Raw genomic sequence first — 14,126 nt, 5'->3', positions numbered from 1 at the left:
ACTCAGCCTAATATTCCGCCACTCCGGGCCGCGCGGGCGCTGCGCGCCCGACTCCGCCCGCCGATGTCTCCAGCGACGCATCGTGATGCAGCAGCAGCGCAGCCGCCGCGCCGACGAGCCCTGCGCCCGCCAGACACAGGAGGCCCGCACCGAAGCCGCCGGTACTGTCCTTGATCCAGCCCATCGCGTACGGTCCGAAGAATCCCGCCAGGTTGCCGAGCGAATTGATCGCGGCGATGCCGCCTGCCGCCGCGGCGCCCGACAGAAACGCGGCCGGCAGCGTCCAGATGACGGGCAGGCAGCCGAAAATGCCGAACCCCGCGATCGACAGCGCGATCATTTTTTCCACCGGATTGTCGAGCCCCGCCGAGGCCGCGATGCCGGCTGCCGCGACTGTCAGCGCAATCGCCACATGGCGCTTGCGTTCGAGCTTGCGGTCGGAATGACGCCCCCACGCCACCATGCTGATCACGCCGACGATATACGGCAACGACGTCACAAAGCCCGTCTGCAGGTTGGTCAAACCGAACGACTTGACGATTTGCGGCAGGAAAAAACTCAGGCCGTAATTCGTTGCGTTGGCACCGAAGTAGATCAGTGCGATAGCGAGCACGCGCGGATTGAAGAGCGCTTCCTTCACGCTGAACGCATGCGCGGCCTCGCGATGCTCGCGCTCCTGCTTCTGACGCGCGACGAGCCATTCCCGTTCGTCGGCGGCGAGCCAGCTTGCGTCGGCCGGCTTGTCGGTCAAATAGAACCAGACCGCGAACGCGAGCAGCAGGGCGGGCAGCGCTTCGATCAGATAGACCCATTGCCAGCCGGCAAGGCCGGCGAAGCCGTCCATGGAGAGCAGGGCGCCCGAAATCGGGCCGCCTATCACCGTGGAAAGCGGAATCGCCGCCATGAAATAGCCGACGACACGGCCGCGATACGCCGCGGGAAACCACAATGTGAGCAGGAAGATGACGCCGGGAAAGAAGCCCGCCTCGGCCACGCCGAGCAGAATGCGCAGGCTGTAGAACACATGGGCGGCCGACAGTCCCGTGTATTGCGCGATATGTGGGATATACGCCATTGCGCCGGCCAGAATGCCCCACGTGAACATGATTCGCGCGATCCACCGGCGCGCGCCGAATTTCTCCAGCAGCAGGTTCGACGGCACTTCGAAAAAGAAGTACGCGATAAAGAAAATCCCCGCGCCAAAGCCGAATGCACTCGCCGACAGCCCGAGCGCCTTGTTCATCTGCAGCGCGGCAAAGCCGACGTTCACGCGGTCCAGATAGGCGATGAAATAGCAGACGATCAGGAACGGCACGAGCCGAACCGTCACACGTTTCATGGTACGTGCTTCGAGCTCCATGGATGTCTCCTCCAGTTCATGGTCCGGATGGTTCTCAAGATGTCGTTACAGACTAGTCGCTCGGCTCCGATTCGGGAAGTGCTTTAAGCAGTTCATGCACGCCAATACGCATAAGCGTCGCTCGCGCCATGCACGAAGATTGTTCGGGCGACGGCAACAGTGTTTTCGAGCCGTGAGGCTGATCTCGCGCGGAAGATTCCGGATAATTCGATTCGGAGAAAAAACGAACCCGTCGGTCCGCAATGACTCGGCAAGCGGTCACGGAACAATCAGATCAGCAGGCGCAGGTACATCATGTTGAACAAGCTTCGCGATTGGGCGCGCGTCGCCCTGACGGCACTCGCGGCGCTCGCGGTGCTCACGACGGGCGGCGCGCTGGCCGGTTGCGCGTCGTCGACGCACGTCGTCGCCACCGATAAACCCGGCACATACACGGTCGCCGCGAGCGCGGCGGGCGGGCGCATGGCATGGGCGCGCGCGCACGCGGAGGCGCTCAACGAGGCGCGCGATTACTGCGAGCGCCTCGGCATGCAAAGCAGCATCAATGAAGAATCGGTAAGCGGGGTGGCCATGCTGACCACCCACGCTTCGTCGGTGAACTTCGAATGTCATCCGAAGTTCTAGGGCGAGGAGGGCGGCTACTTGTGGTCGAAGGTCACGAGCTTGTTGTCATTCGTGTCCGCGACGAAAATGGCGAGCAGTCGGGCCGGTTCGGAATCGCTCGCGTTTTCGCTCACGGTGTGATGCGCGCCCGGCTTTTCGATCCAGTGTTCGCCAGCATGAAAGACCCGTGCGTCACCACCGTTCACGCCGCTGCGGATCGCGCCTGACAGCACATACGCGACCACGAAGGCTTTCCCATGCCGGTGCGGCAACGACTTGCCGCCCGGTGCGTAGTCGACCACGAGCGCGGTCATTTTTTTGCCGGGCACGTTTGCGATCGCTTCGGCGAAGGCAGGTGTGATGGTTTCGTGATCTGCGGCTGTGGTTGCGTTCGCATTTGCTGCTGCGGCTGCATTGGCATCTGAGTTTGCGCTTGCGTTGGCGTCTGCGGCGAGCGCGGATTGCGATGTTGCGAGCATGCTGGAAGTGGCGAGGACTCCAGCGGCGATAAGGGTGCGCAGCTTCATTTGCGGGTTCATTGGGCGATCTCCGAGTCGATGTCCTGATAGCTTGCCGCGTCCTGCGTGTTCGCATTCGAAGCCGGCTTTGCCCAGCTTGCCGCGACCGCCGTCAATTCGTGGCGAGCGCGCTCGAGCGCTTCGGCTCGCGCTTCCTGATTCGCGAACTGCAACGGCTGCGCGTCGACAAAAGTCGGCGTCGCGACGCCGAGGAAAGCGAACGCGGCCTTGAGCGCGGGCGTGAGCGCGTCCATGGATGCGTACGGCGAGCCTGGCCGCAAGTCCGCGCCGCGGCTCGTGATGAACAGCACTTTCTTGCCCGCGAGCTGGCCGACGATCGCACCGTCCGGGCCATGCGCGTAAGTCACGCCCGCGCGCGAAATGGCGTCGACGAACGCCTTGAAGACGGACGGCATCGACCAGTTGTACATCGGCATCGCGAACACGAGCGCGTCGGCGGCAAGCACGCGTTGGCACAGCGCATCGGACGCTGCAAGCCGCGCCTTCATGGCCGGTGTGCGCTCATGCGGCGGCGCGTACGTCGCAATGGCGAAAGCTTCGTCGACGTGCGCCGGCGGATTGGCGGACAGGTCGAGATAATCGACTTCGAGGTTGACGTGTTCGGCGCGCAGGCATTCGAGAAAATAGCGGCTTAGCGCGCGTGAGTTGGAACGCTCGCGTCTGGCGCTCGCGTCGACGTGCATGAGCTTCATCACCGGTTTCCTTGGAGGTTGAATGGGTGAAGCTCAGATTAGTCGTTGGGGTGGCCTTGGGAAATGACCGATTTTTGGAGATTTGAGGTGACCGGTTGAGGGCTTGTGGCGGACATTACTAAAAAGCCGTGACATACAATCGGTTGATAATTTATATTATGTCAAATGAGAGAGCTAACGAAACCGAGGCACTTACTCACGCCCGCCGCGATCGCCGGTGACTCCGGTCTGACTCCCTTGGCCTGCCGATCGATCTGCGTCAACGGCCAATTCCGCGAAAGACACTTCCACCCGCAGTCCGCCCAATAACGGCGACCGGCTCACATCGAGCTGGGCACCGTGCGCACCGGCGACGCGCTGGACTATCGACCACCCGAGACCGCTGCCGCTTTGCCATTGCCCCCGGGCACGAAAGAACCGTTCTCCAAGCCTCGCACGCTCTTCCTCCGACAGACCCGGCCCGCTGTCCTCCACGCGCAACAGGACGCGCCGGTTGCGCGGCGACAAGGAGACGGCGATCCTCGCGCCCGCCGGGCTATAACGGATGGCGTTATCGAGAAGATTGCGAATCAGCGACACGAGCAGCACCTCGTTGCCCGACACTCTGCACGGTTCGGGCGCGTCGAGTTCGAGCTGTTGTGATCTGGCGATAGACCGAGGCGCGATATCGGCAGCCACGCGCTGTGCGAGCGTTCTGAGATCCACCGCGCCACTCTCTGTGAGCGCCCCCGCTTCCAGGCGCGACAGCAGCAAAAGCTGGTCGACCAGGTGCACTGCGCGGTTGCATCCGTCGAGAGCGCCAGAGAGTGCGTGCGTGCGAAGCACGGCATCGTCTTCCGCCATGGCCACCTGCGTTTGTGCCTTGATTGCGGCGATAGGTGTGCGCAGTTCGTGTGCGGCATCCGCCGTGAAGCGCCGCTCCGCGTCGAGCACCGCCCGAATGCGGTCGAACAGACGGTTGAGCGCATCGAGCATCGGTTGCATTTCCTGCGGTGCGCGCGCAATGCACACGGGGTCGAGTGCGCGCGGATCGCGCCGCGACAGCGTGCGCCCCAGGTCGCGCAACGGCGCAGCGCCTCGCCGGACCGCCCACCATGTCACCAGCACGAGCACCGGCAGCGCCACCGCCATAGGCCAGAAGGCGCTGCGCATGACAGCCAGCAGGATCGACCGGCGTGAGTCGACCCGCTCTCCCACATACACCTCGACATCCTGTTGCAGCCCACGTGCGGCGAACACCCTCCAGGCGTTACCTTCGATATGTACTGTCGAAAAGCCCGACGCCCTCTTGCCCTCGGGAGGCATCATGGGCTGTGCGGGCGCATTCGCCGAGTGCAATCCAAGACGGCCTTCGTGAAAGACCTGAAACACGACCTTGGGCGCGTAAGGATGTAGAACCGGCGTGTCGGGCGCTTCGTCGTCATCGGCCATCTGCGCCTGCTGCATGACGAGCAGCGCCGCTGCTTGCGCAAGATGGCTGTCGAGCAATCGGTCGATCTCTTCGCTTGCGTCACGCCATGTAACAGCGATCGTGACAAGCCACACACCGAGCACGACCCCCGTGACGAGCGCAAGCAGGCGCCCCTGGAGCGAGCGCGGCAGCTTCATGACGCGGCCGCCGGTTTGCCCGGCAGCACGTAGCCGATGCCGCGAACCGTCCGGATCATGTCGCTGCCGAGCTTGCTCCTCAGGCGATGCACATGAACCTCCACCGCATTGCTTTCGACCTCCTGGCCCCAGCTGTAGAGGTGTTGCTCGATCTGCTCGCGCGACAGCACGCGGCCGGCGTTCAACATCAACACATGCAGCAGATCGAACTCCCGACTGGAAAGCGTCACGGGCACGCCAGCGAGGTACACCATGCGGGACGCCGGATCGAGGACGACATCGTGCGCCTCGAGCCGTTCGCGCGGCCGGCCGTGCGAACGGCGCACCAATGCTCGCAACCGGGCCCCGAGTTCCTGGAGATCGACAGGTTTGACGACGTAGTCGTCGGCCCCCATGTCGAGCCCGCGAACGCGGTCAGGCACGGCGTCGCGCGCCGTCAGCACCAGGATCGGAAAATCGACGCCGACGCGGCGTACGCTTCGCAGCACATCGATACCATCCATGCGAGGCAAGCCGAGATCGAGCACTGTAGCTGCGTACGGCTGCGCACGCAGCTCCCGCTGCGCGGCCTCGCCATCCTGGACCCAGTCGACCTGAAATCCTTGCTGCCGCAACCCGGCACGAATGCCGTCGCCGAGCAGCGGGTCGTCTTCGACAAGTAGTATGCGCACGCGTGATTGTCCGCTCGACGTCGTTCAGTCGTCGTCGCCCTGCTTTTGCTGATGCACTTGGGCGGCTGCGGGCTGATCCGCTGGAGGCACATGCGGCGCTGCCCGCCATTGCGCCCCCCACCAGACAAATACCGCCGCTATGAGCACGGCAGCGACTCCCCAATGCGCCCTTCGAATGCTCTCCCCTGCGTGGCCTGACTTGTATCCCGATACCATTGCTCCGATCAGGTTGTCGCGATGCAAGATGCTGCTCATGACCACGGCCAGGACATGAACGGCGACGAGCGCCAGCATCGCATTCGCGATGCCTTCATGCAGTTCGCCCGGCCACTCGCCACCCACGCTGTTGTATGCCGCCCAGCCCGTCACCCCAACAGCCCAGGTCATCAGCAGTATGGCAAGGATCGCCAGCGCCCCTGCGGGATTGTGTCCAACGTGTCGTTCCGGCCGTGCCTTGGCGAGGCTCGTCAAGTACCGTATGACCGACGCAGGCGAGCGCAGGAAGGCGGAGAACCTTGCGTATCGCGTTCCCATCAATCCCCAGATGATGCGAAATGCCACCAGGCCGACCATGGTATAGCCGAGCGTCACGTGCACGAGGCGCTATCGCTCGCTTTCGGCCGTCAGCCATGCACCTGCAAACGCGGCAACCATGAGCCAGTGAAACACGCGAACCGGCGCGTCCCACACCAGAATCCGGATCGTGCCGGAAGCCCGCGTGTCATTCTCAGCGCGGGATGCGAATGGTTCGTTCATCGAAGTTTCCCTGATCTGCCCGCGTATGGCAGGCGGCGCAATTCGAAGCGCTCCTGACTGCCGGATGCCGCCACGTCGACGCGGGTATTTCGTCGTGCTCGGCCATAAACCACGTTGAGCGGGTGATGCGGTCCTCGGGAGCAAGGCGGCCCGCCGGCGCTGGTCGAGCGGCATGAGTCACGAGCCAGCTTTCGAGTTGTTTGACCGAAGCGAGATCGAGCGACGCATTTGTGCCGAAGTGATGATCAAGGCCGTTCAGGATGCGTCGCCATGATTCAGCCGGCAGCATCCCCGGCGGATACGCAATATGGCAGGCGGCGCACTCCTGCCGGTATTGCAGCGGTGGAGTGCCCATGCTTGCCTGCTGGCTTTCTTCTCCGAAAACAGGAGCGGAAAGCAGAGCTCCGCAGAGCGCAGCGGCCACGCCTGCTCCGGCAGTAGCAAAGCGAATATTCATCTGCCTGTCCTTCGGAAAGTGGTCCATGGAAAAGGAGGCGCCTGCTATGGCTTGAGCGTCATCAGCCAGCTCAGAATGTCAGCCTTCTCCGACGCCGTGCATTCCCGCCCCACTACGTCGCCGCAGTTGCGGCGGAACCACTTCTCTGTCTTTGCCGCGTCGGTGAAGCGTTCGGGATTGAACGCGGGCGCAAGCGGCGCGATCGTCTTGCCGGTGCTCGCATGCTGTCCGCTACCGGTAGGCAGCGCGCCATGGCACGTCGCACAGGCCCACCCACGGCCGTGCCGCGTCGTAAAAAACTGTTGACCGCGCGGCGGTGCAGGCGCAGTTTTCGACTGCGCCGCGTAGCCGTTCAGAATTTCTCCGGGAGTGTCGGCATAGACGTGTGAAACGCCGGCGCCGGCGGCAATACCGATGGCGAACACAAATCGTGGTACGAAGCGCTGGGACATGAGCATCGTGGGTTCTCCCCGTGGATGCTCTACATGTTCGGACGGCTTCCTTACCGGATTGTTAACACAGCCATGCCATCCATTTTCGGTAGTAGCAGATTGCCCTTGTTGACCTGAGTCAACGCAGGCGGATCGGTATCAGTCAATGAGCGCCAGGAGGATGGTGGATCTGCCAGCGGGTCATGGGCCGCTTCTGAAAGAATGCGCGATCTCTCGAATGACCCGTGATTGTTATGTCTTCCTGAAGAGAGCACAGCAATCAATCTAGCGCCGGATCCAGCCATCCGGTACTTCGAAGGTCCTGATCACTCGTGCCGGTGTGCCAGCGGCAAGGCTCCTCGCTGGGATTGCGCCGGTGACAATGGAGCCGGCCGCAATGACACTGTGGTCGCCAATAGATGCTCCTGCCAGAACCATGGAGTTTGCACCGATCCAGACGTTGTTCCCAATCGATACCGGTGCCTCGGTTAGCGGCTCATCCGGGCACACCTGATGAAAGTGAGTGTCGTAGATATAAACCATGTCCCCGATCTTGACGGAGTGGCCGATTTTGATCGATTTCGCGGCACATAAAACGATACCGTCGTTAAATAATGCGTCGTCGCCCACTTCCAGCACTGCGTCCTTGAGGACGGTGAAATGCTGCCGAAGACGAAAGGAGCGAAAGCAACAGCTATTTCCAAGCCTGACCTGCCCTTCACCCGCGAAATCGGGAAAATATCCGTCGATGACGGGGCGTCCGGCACATTGGATGGTCCGCGGTCTGACAAGCGAATAGAGATGCCCCTTAAGACGGGATCTATTCATCATTTTACTGAGGTCCATTTCTTCTATTCCTCGGAGCAATGCCTCGACAATAAGGATCGGCTATGACAAATCGAGCCTTCGATGGTTCGCCTCAGGCACCCACTCCCGGAAACAGAAAGTTCGCAGTACTGAAACTGTCGGTTCGTGCTACCCATAGATTGGGCAGCTGAGTGGCAGAAAAACGTCCCCAATCGGCGGCCTCGCCCGCTCGTCGCAGCCAACCCAACGTCTGCTCTGCTGATCCCAGTGGACTCGCAAATGGTAGTCTGTCATTGTCCTTTCTGTTGCAGATCAATGGGGCAGTCTTCTGTGGACGCCTAGACTATTTCATCATGTGGAAACGCCTGACGGCATCCATGCTTATCGTGTTCGGCACAGCGGTTGTTTCACCGCTCCCGCTTGCCGATGTCACGGCTCGCCAGAAAGAGATTGCGCAACGCGGTGCGGACGTGATGCCGTTTTCGCTCGCGGCCACCACCCACATCTTTACGAAGACCGCCGACGGTGGCACCCAGCGGGTCGTCACGAAACATCCCGACGCCAAGCAGACCGCCCTCATCCGCCGGCATCTCGCCGTGATCGCGCGTCGCTTCTCGACAGGCGATTTCGGCGCGCCGGAGCAGATCCACGGCAACGACATGCCCGGCCTCGCCGACTTGCGTACGGCCCAGCCGGGCGAGCTCACGATCGGCTATCGCGACGTGCGCGACGGCGGGGAAATCGTGTATCGCAGCAGACAGCCTCGTCTCGTTGCGGCGCTACACGACTGGTTCGATGGGCAGTTGTCCGATCATGGGCACGATGCAATGGCAGGGCACGATGCGGACGCGATGCATCACCATCCGGCAGGCGAATGAACGCCGTGAGCACGAGCGAGGGTTCGGCAGTTGCCTTTTGCCTGAATCTGCAGGCCGCTGATTTGAGCGCAAGCTGGCGACCTGGCTACGGACACGCCGCGCACCGCGTCGCGAGACGGATTGGCGGACGCTCTTGCGAGAAAACCTGTATGGATGTACAGTGGTGCACGCGGATTCACGCCTCGTCACAACAACGGCTGGCTGGCCGGTTGATAATGCAGTGCGCGACCGCCGTGATTGCGGTGGCAGCCCTGGCTGCGATGAGCCGCGCATCGGCACGACGAGAGGCTCCCTTGCGTGGGAAGACCGGCGACTGGAGGGAAAGCAACATGTTTCGATTGGTAGGCGCGGGTGCAGTGCTGCTGATGATTGCGTCGACAGTATCGGCAGGCGAACGCTATGTCGAAATCTGGAATCCGCCGGAGGCGCGTATCGGGCAGCCACTCACGCAGCCACTCACCCAACCATCCTGCAGGAAAAGCAACTGCAGAACGGGGCACCCGTCGCGTCACTCGACTGCATTGACGCCGCGCCGTGTGGCTGACCCTCTCGCCAATCCTTCTGCGCACAGCCGGGTCCGGGCAGACAATTCGAAGAAGCACGCGGATCCTCGACCCGCCGAACTGCCGCGCATCATCACGCCGGAAGGCAACATCTTCCGGGTAGGCACACGTGACGCGACGGTTAGCGTGCTGCGCTAGCAGCTTTCCGACACGGGCCGCGGCCATGACAAGGGCCAGTCGACGCCACCTGGGCAAGAGACGCACGCTTTGTATGTTGCGGCTCAACGACGCAAGCCACGCGTCATGCTGCAATCTACCCTGTAACGTCGTGAACCCTGCTCACGCTCCACGACATTCCGAACTCGATATCGAGCCCCCGCGCGGCACATAAAAACATCCTTTTGGGCAGCGCGCCAACCCGTCTCCCGCGACAAAACCAATTGACGGCATGGCTGGCTCGTATATGCTGGTTAACAGGCGATCGTAAGCCCCGCTTCGCAAAACACATTTGTCGTATCTTGCGAAGCAGCAAATCCGCTTTGCAACGGACAAACCGATCAGCCAGGCGTGCTATTTCTCAGCAGCACGTTCAACCTGTTCAACGTCGCTAGTCGAGTGTCATCGTGAGAGTCCGTGGCCCTTTGGTGAGATGGAACCGCAGTCAGGCGAGTTGTCCTCGCGCTGACGGCGCCATTGCCAACGGCAGCAGCGGCAGCCTTGCGTTCCGCCGCTTCCTGTCCATCTTCACAATTCTTTCGCGTCGTTCCGTTCGACGTCACAACTCCGTCTCCGCGCGCGCGTTCATCGCCGTGCGCACAGACGAGGTCGCTTCGCTGTTGCCCTAGCGCCTCCCTCCTGTTTGCCCTTCGATCCGTCGGTCTGGCTGAACGCGTCTGTGCCACGCGCGCGTTTGCGCACGCGCAGCGTTATTTGACGTCGCTCTGTCCGGCTCGCGTGCGCCTTGCTGCGCCCCGCGACGGGCGGCATCGAACGGTGCATCAGTTCATTACGCGCGGCGCGTTCCGTTGACGGCGACTGCCCGCCCTGCTCCGGTGACCTGACACGGCGCATCCGGCCGCGACCTGGTACCGCAGCGCATTTCGAAGCACTCTGTGCCGCATTCGCGGCTCTACAAACACATCTATTCGTTATGCGAAATAAACCGCTAATCGGCATCAGTGCCGACAGAACGACGATAGGCAGCCACCCGTCGCACATAACCGGCGAGAAATACATCACGGCCATCGTGGACGGCTCAAACGCGCTGGCCATGCTGCTGCCCGCACTCGGCGAGCGTCAATCCACGCAAGACGTGCTGGCCGCGGTCGACGGCCTGCTCTTTACCGGCAGCTATTCCAATGTCGAGCCGCGCCGCTACGGCGGCGAGCCCGCCGCCCCCGGCACGCTGCACGACGCCGCGCGCGACGCGACCACGCTGCCGCTGCTTCGCGCCGCAATTGCAGCCGGCGTGCCCGTGCTCGCCATATGCCGGGGCTTCCAGGAAATGAATGTGGTGTTCGGCGGAACGTTGCATCAGAGCGTTCACACGACGCCGGGGCTCAACGACCATCGCGAGAACAGTCACGACAGCCTCGACGTGCAATACGCGCCCTCTCATTCGGTCTCGCTCGCACAGGGCGGTCTATTGCAACGTCTTGCACATGGCGCACACGAAGCGCGCGTGAATTCATTGCACGGCCAGGGCATTGGGCGATTGGGCGCGGGCCTCACGATCGAAGCCACGGCGCCCGACGGACTCATCGAAGCGGTCAGCGTGACACATGCGCGCGCTTTTGCGCTGGGCGTGCAGTGGCATCCCGAGTGGAAGCATGCGGACGACGCGCTCTGCGCTGCAATTTTTCGTGCATTTGGCGACGCCTGCCGCGATCGGATGCGCGCGAGAGACGACGGTCGCGCGGTACCAGCTGTTACGCAGAACTAACTGCAGCGCAACAGAACAGAGAGAACCATCATGCATGACATCGACGATTTTCTAAAGAAGAACCACGTCACCGAGATCGAAGCGATCATTCCGGACATGGCCGGCATCGCACGCGGCAAGATCATCCCGCGCAGCAAGTTCGAGTCCGGCGAATCGATGCGCCTGCCGCAGGCGGTCATGATTCAGACCGTCACCGGCGATTATCCGGACGACGGCACGCTGACCGGCGTCACGGATCCGGACATGGTGTGCGTTCCCGACGCCACGACGATCCGCATGATCCCCTGGGCTGTCGATCCGACCGCCCAGGTGATTCACGATTGCGTGCACTTCGACGGCACGCCCGTCGCGATCTCGCCGCGCCGCGTGCTGCGCCGCGTGCTGGAGCTGTATCGCGCGAAGGGCTGGAAGCCCGTCATCGCGCCCGAACTCGAGTTTTATCTGGTGGATATGAATAAGGACCCCGACCTGCCCTTGCAACCGCCGATCGGCCGCACGGGGCGTCCGGAGACCGGGCGCCAGTCGTACTCGATAGAAGCCGTGAACGAATTCGATCCGCTCTTCGAAGATATCTACGAGTACTGCGAAGTGCAGGAACTCGAAGTGGATACGCTGATTCACGAAGTGGGCGCCGCGCAGATGGAGATCAATTTCATGCACGGCGATCCTCTGAAACTCGCGGACAGCGTATTCCTCTTCAAGCGCACGGTGCGTGAAGCCGCGCTGCGTCACAAGATGTACGCGACCTTCATGGCCAAGCCGATGGAAGGCGAGCCGGGATCGGCCATGCATATGCACCAGAGCCTCGTGGACGAGGAGACCGGCCGCAATCTTTTCACCGCCGCGGACGGCAAACCGACCTCGCTATTTACGAGCTATATCGCCGGTTTGCAGAAATACACGCCTGCGTTAATGCCTATTTTCGCGCCGTATATCAACTCGTACCGGCGGCTGTCGCGCTTCATGGCCGCGCCGATCAACGTGGCCTGGGGCTATGACAACCGCACGGTCGGCTTTCGCATTCCGCATTCGGGGCCCGCGGCGCGCCGCATAGAAAACCGCATTCCGGGCGTGGATTGCAACCCGTACCTCGCGATTGCGGCGACGCTCGCGGCGGGTTATCTCGGCATCACTCAAAGGCTCGACGCCACCGAGCCGCTGCTGAGCGATGGGTACGAGTTGCCGTATCAACTGCCGCGCAATCTCGAAGACGGACTGACGTTGATGAGCGCGTGCGAGCCCATTGCCGAAGTCCTCGGCGAGAAATTCGTGAAGGCGTACCTCGCGCTGAAAGAGACCGAATACGAAGCGTTTTTCCGCGTGATCAGCTCGTGGGAACGCCGGCATTTGCTGCTGCACGTCTAATGCAAAGAGAAAATACCCTGGAGGCTGTATGAGTTACAGAACAGAAGAGATCGCCTACGTGCAAGCGACGCCGTCCGCCGCGAACCGGCGCGCCGAAACGCAACGCAGCACCGCGGAACTTCGCGCGCTCGACGCCGCGCATCACATTCATCCGTTTTCGGATATGGGCGCGCTTAATCGCAACGGCAGCCGCGTGATCGTGAAAGCGCACGGCGTGTACTTGTGGGATTCCGAGGGCAACAAGATTGTCGACGGCATGGCCGGGCTGTGGTGTGTGAACGTCGGCTATGGGCGCAAGGAACTCGCCGATGCAGCGTATCGGCAAATGCAGGAATTGCCCTACTACAACACGTTCTTCAAGACGACGCACCCGCCCGTCATCGAATTGTCCGCGCTGCTCGCCGAGCTTGCGCCGCAGCCGTTCAATCACTTTTTCTACTGCAATAGCGGCTCGGAGGGCAACGACACGGTGCTGCGCATCGTTCATCAATACTGGGCCACGCAGCGCAAGCCTGCCAAAAAGGTCGTGATTTCGCGCAGAAACGGCTATCACGGTTCGACGATTGCGGGCGGCACGCTCGGCGGCATGGGCTATATGCATGAGCAGATGCCGTCGAAAGTCGAAAACATCGTGCATATCGACCAGCCGTATTTCTTCGGCGAGGCCGAAAGCGGCCAGACGCAGGAAGAATTCGCTCTGGCCCGGGCCCAGCAACTGGAGGCAAAAATCCTCGAAATAGGCGCCGAAAACGTGGCCGCGTTCATTGGCGAGCCGTTCCAGGGAGCGGGCGGTGTGATCTTTCCTGGCTCGTCCTATTGGCCGGAAATTCAGCGCATCTGCCGTCAATACGACGTGCTGCTGGTCGCCGACGAAGTCATCGGCGGATTTGGCCGCACGGGAGAATGGTTCGCGCATCAGCATTTTGGCTTCGAGCCGGATCTCATCACGCTTGCCAAGGGGCTCACAAGCGGCTACGTGCCGATGGGCGCGGTCGGCCTGCACGATCGCATTGCGACCGCCATTATCGAGAACGGCGAGTTCAATCACGGCCTCACCTACTCCGGGCATCCGGTCGCGGCCGCCGTGGCCGTGGCAAACCTGACGCTGCTGCGCGACGAGAAGATCGTCGAGCGCGTCAAAACGGACACGGGGCCGTACTTCCAGAAGAAGCTGCGCGACACCCTGGCGAACCATCCGATTGTCGGCGAGATTGCGGGCGCTGGGCTCGTGGCCGGCGTGCAACTGGCAGAAGAGCCGTCATCGCGTAGACGCTTTGCAAACGGCGGCGATGTCGGCGCGCTCTGCCGCGACTTCTGCTTCAACGGCAACCTGATCATGCGCGCAAGCGGGGACCGCATGCTGCTGTCGCCGCCGCTCGTCATCAGCCGGGAGGAAATCGACGAGATCGTCGCGAAGGCAAAAAGCGCCATCGATGCGACAGCGCGACAACTCGGTATGTCATAAGCTTTATGCTCGGATCGGCGTGCGCGTGGCGCGTTCCCGTGCGGGTTTG

The 14,126-nt window shown here is 62.1% G+C and carries 15 protein-coding genes; 6 read left to right on the top strand and 9 right to left on the bottom strand.

Annotated elements, in window-relative coordinates; all coding sequences use genetic code 11:
• Positions 1-7: 7 nt before the first annotated feature.
• Entirely contained in the window at positions 8-1,360 is a 1,353-nt protein-coding gene (locus ACEN8U_RS22965) for an MFS transporter (RefSeq protein WP_015002559.1), read from the bottom strand.
• A gap of 294 nt (positions 1,361-1,654) precedes the next feature.
• Here ACEN8U_RS22965 and ACEN8U_RS22960 point away from each other — a divergent pair, with 294 nt between their 5' ends.
• Positions 1,655-1,984 carry a hypothetical protein gene (locus ACEN8U_RS22960; RefSeq protein ID WP_015002558.1) on the top strand — a complete coding sequence of 110 codons (330 nt, stop codon included), beginning with the start codon at positions 1,655-1,657 and terminating at the stop codon, positions 1,982-1,984.
• 14 nt (positions 1,985-1,998) lie between these two features.
• Here the strand turns inward: ACEN8U_RS22960 and ACEN8U_RS22955 are convergent, their stop codons facing one another.
• The 8 genes from ACEN8U_RS22955 to ACEN8U_RS22920 all read right to left on the bottom strand — a co-directional run bounded on the left by ACEN8U_RS22955 (position 1,999) and on the right by ACEN8U_RS22920 (position 7,963).
• Complete coding sequence (locus tag ACEN8U_RS22955) at positions 1,999-2,490, bottom strand: cupin domain-containing protein (RefSeq protein WP_254596286.1); 492 nt, start codon at positions 2,488-2,490, stop codon at positions 1,999-2,001.
• 8 nt (positions 2,491-2,498) lie between these two features.
• Positions 2,499-3,194, bottom strand: a complete 696-nt coding sequence (locus ACEN8U_RS22950; protein WP_041745262.1) for an FMN-dependent NADH-azoreductase — start codon at positions 3,192-3,194, stop codon at positions 2,499-2,501.
• Positions 3,195-3,386: 192 nt separating this feature from the next.
• Positions 3,387-4,802, bottom strand: coding sequence for an ATP-binding protein (locus ACEN8U_RS22945; RefSeq protein ID WP_310110378.1), 1,416 nt, complete (start codon positions 4,800-4,802; stop codon positions 3,387-3,389).
• Positions 4,799-5,473, bottom strand: coding sequence for a response regulator (locus tag ACEN8U_RS22940; RefSeq protein WP_310110377.1), 675 nt, complete (start codon positions 5,471-5,473; stop codon positions 4,799-4,801). The genes ACEN8U_RS22945 and ACEN8U_RS22940 overlap by 4 nt, the downstream gene beginning before the upstream one ends.
• A 24-nt stretch (positions 5,474-5,497) precedes the next feature.
• Positions 5,498-6,070 carry a cytochrome b/b6 domain-containing protein gene (locus ACEN8U_RS22935; RefSeq protein ID WP_310110375.1) on the bottom strand — a complete coding sequence of 191 codons (573 nt, stop codon included), beginning with the start codon at positions 6,068-6,070 and terminating at the stop codon, positions 5,498-5,500.
• 130 nt (positions 6,071-6,200) lie between these two features.
• Positions 6,201-6,686: a diheme cytochrome c gene (locus ACEN8U_RS22930; RefSeq protein WP_310110374.1), complete on the bottom strand. Its 486-nt coding sequence runs from the start codon at positions 6,684-6,686 to the stop codon at positions 6,201-6,203.
• A 44-nt stretch (positions 6,687-6,730) separates the two neighbouring features.
• Complete coding sequence (locus ACEN8U_RS22925; RefSeq protein ID WP_310110372.1) at positions 6,731-7,144, bottom strand: DUF1924 domain-containing protein; 414 nt, start codon at positions 7,142-7,144, stop codon at positions 6,731-6,733.
• A gap of 258 nt (positions 7,145-7,402) precedes the next feature.
• Positions 7,403-7,963, bottom strand: coding sequence for an acyltransferase (locus tag ACEN8U_RS22920; protein ID WP_310110370.1), 561 nt, complete (start codon positions 7,961-7,963; stop codon positions 7,403-7,405).
• A gap of 314 nt (positions 7,964-8,277) precedes the next feature.
• Here ACEN8U_RS22920 and ACEN8U_RS22915 point away from each other — a divergent pair, with 314 nt between their 5' ends.
• The 5 genes from ACEN8U_RS22915 to ACEN8U_RS22895 all read left to right on the top strand — a co-directional run bounded on the left by ACEN8U_RS22915 (position 8,278) and on the right by ACEN8U_RS22895 (position 14,077).
• The gene (locus ACEN8U_RS22915; RefSeq protein WP_310110369.1) at positions 8,278-8,802 is read left to right on the top strand and encodes an aspartate carbamoyltransferase; all 525 of its coding nucleotides are present in this window, start codon (positions 8,278-8,280) and stop codon (positions 8,800-8,802) included.
• Entirely contained in the window at positions 8,799-9,503 is a 705-nt protein-coding gene (locus ACEN8U_RS22910) for a hypothetical protein (RefSeq protein WP_310110368.1), read from the top strand. Before ACEN8U_RS22915 ends, ACEN8U_RS22910 begins: the two co-directional genes overlap by 4 nt.
• Before the next feature lie 952 nt (positions 9,504-10,455).
• Complete coding sequence (locus ACEN8U_RS22905) at positions 10,456-11,247, top strand: gamma-glutamyl-gamma-aminobutyrate hydrolase family protein (RefSeq protein WP_310110366.1); 792 nt, start codon at positions 10,456-10,458, stop codon at positions 11,245-11,247.
• Between the two features lie 30 nt (positions 11,248-11,277).
• Positions 11,278-12,612, top strand: coding sequence for a glutamine synthetase family protein (locus ACEN8U_RS22900; protein WP_013588276.1), 1,335 nt, complete (start codon positions 11,278-11,280; stop codon positions 12,610-12,612).
• Between the two features lie 28 nt (positions 12,613-12,640).
• Entirely contained in the window at positions 12,641-14,077 is a 1,437-nt protein-coding gene (locus ACEN8U_RS22895; protein ID WP_310110364.1) for an aspartate aminotransferase family protein, read from the top strand.
• Positions 14,078-14,126 lie beyond the last annotated feature (49 nt).

This window comes from Paraburkholderia phenoliruptrix (genome assembly GCF_047325075.1).
Lineage (GTDB): Bacteria > Pseudomonadota > Gammaproteobacteria > Burkholderiales > Burkholderiaceae > Paraburkholderia > Paraburkholderia phenoliruptrix.
The sequence above is the reverse complement of the archived record's forward strand: the minus strand, read 5'-3'. Positions and strand labels throughout refer to the sequence as shown.

Bases quoted from the DNA above. Each gene is read 5' to 3' on its own strand.
- ACEN8U_RS22945 (WP_310110378.1), bottom strand. From the start codon at position 4,802: ATGAAGCTGCCGCGCTCGCTCCAGGGGCGCCTGCTTGCGCTCGTCACG.
- ACEN8U_RS22920 (WP_310110370.1), bottom strand. From the start codon at position 7,963: ATGGACCTCAGTAAAATGATGAATAGATCCCGTCTTAAGGGGCATCTC.
- ACEN8U_RS22925 (WP_310110372.1), bottom strand. From the start codon at position 7,144: ATGCTCATGTCCCAGCGCTTCGTACCACGATTTGTGTTCGCCATCGGT.
- ACEN8U_RS22910 (WP_310110368.1), top strand. From the start codon at position 8,799: ATGAACGCCGTGAGCACGAGCGAGGGTTCGGCAGTTGCCTTTTGCCTG.
- ACEN8U_RS22965 (WP_015002559.1), bottom strand. From the start codon at position 1,360: ATGGAGCTCGAAGCACGTACCATGAAACGTGTGACGGTTCGGCTCGTG.
- ACEN8U_RS22955 (WP_254596286.1), bottom strand. From the start codon at position 2,490: ATGAAGCTGCGCACCCTTATCGCCGCTGGAGTCCTCGCCACTTCCAGC.
- ACEN8U_RS22895 (WP_310110364.1), top strand. From the start codon at position 12,641: ATGAGTTACAGAACAGAAGAGATCGCCTACGTGCAAGCGACGCCGTCC.
- ACEN8U_RS22930 (WP_310110374.1), bottom strand. From the start codon at position 6,686: ATGAATATTCGCTTTGCTACTGCCGGAGCAGGCGTGGCCGCTGCGCTC.
- ACEN8U_RS22900 (WP_013588276.1), top strand. From the start codon at position 11,278: ATGCATGACATCGACGATTTTCTAAAGAAGAACCACGTCACCGAGATC.
- ACEN8U_RS22950 (WP_041745262.1), bottom strand. From the start codon at position 3,194: ATGAAGCTCATGCACGTCGACGCGAGCGCCAGACGCGAGCGTTCCAAC.
- ACEN8U_RS22960 (WP_015002558.1), top strand. From the start codon at position 1,655: ATGTTGAACAAGCTTCGCGATTGGGCGCGCGTCGCCCTGACGGCACTC.
- ACEN8U_RS22905 (WP_310110366.1), top strand. From the start codon at position 10,456: ATGCGAAATAAACCGCTAATCGGCATCAGTGCCGACAGAACGACGATA.
- ACEN8U_RS22915 (WP_310110369.1), top strand. From the start codon at position 8,278: ATGTGGAAACGCCTGACGGCATCCATGCTTATCGTGTTCGGCACAGCG.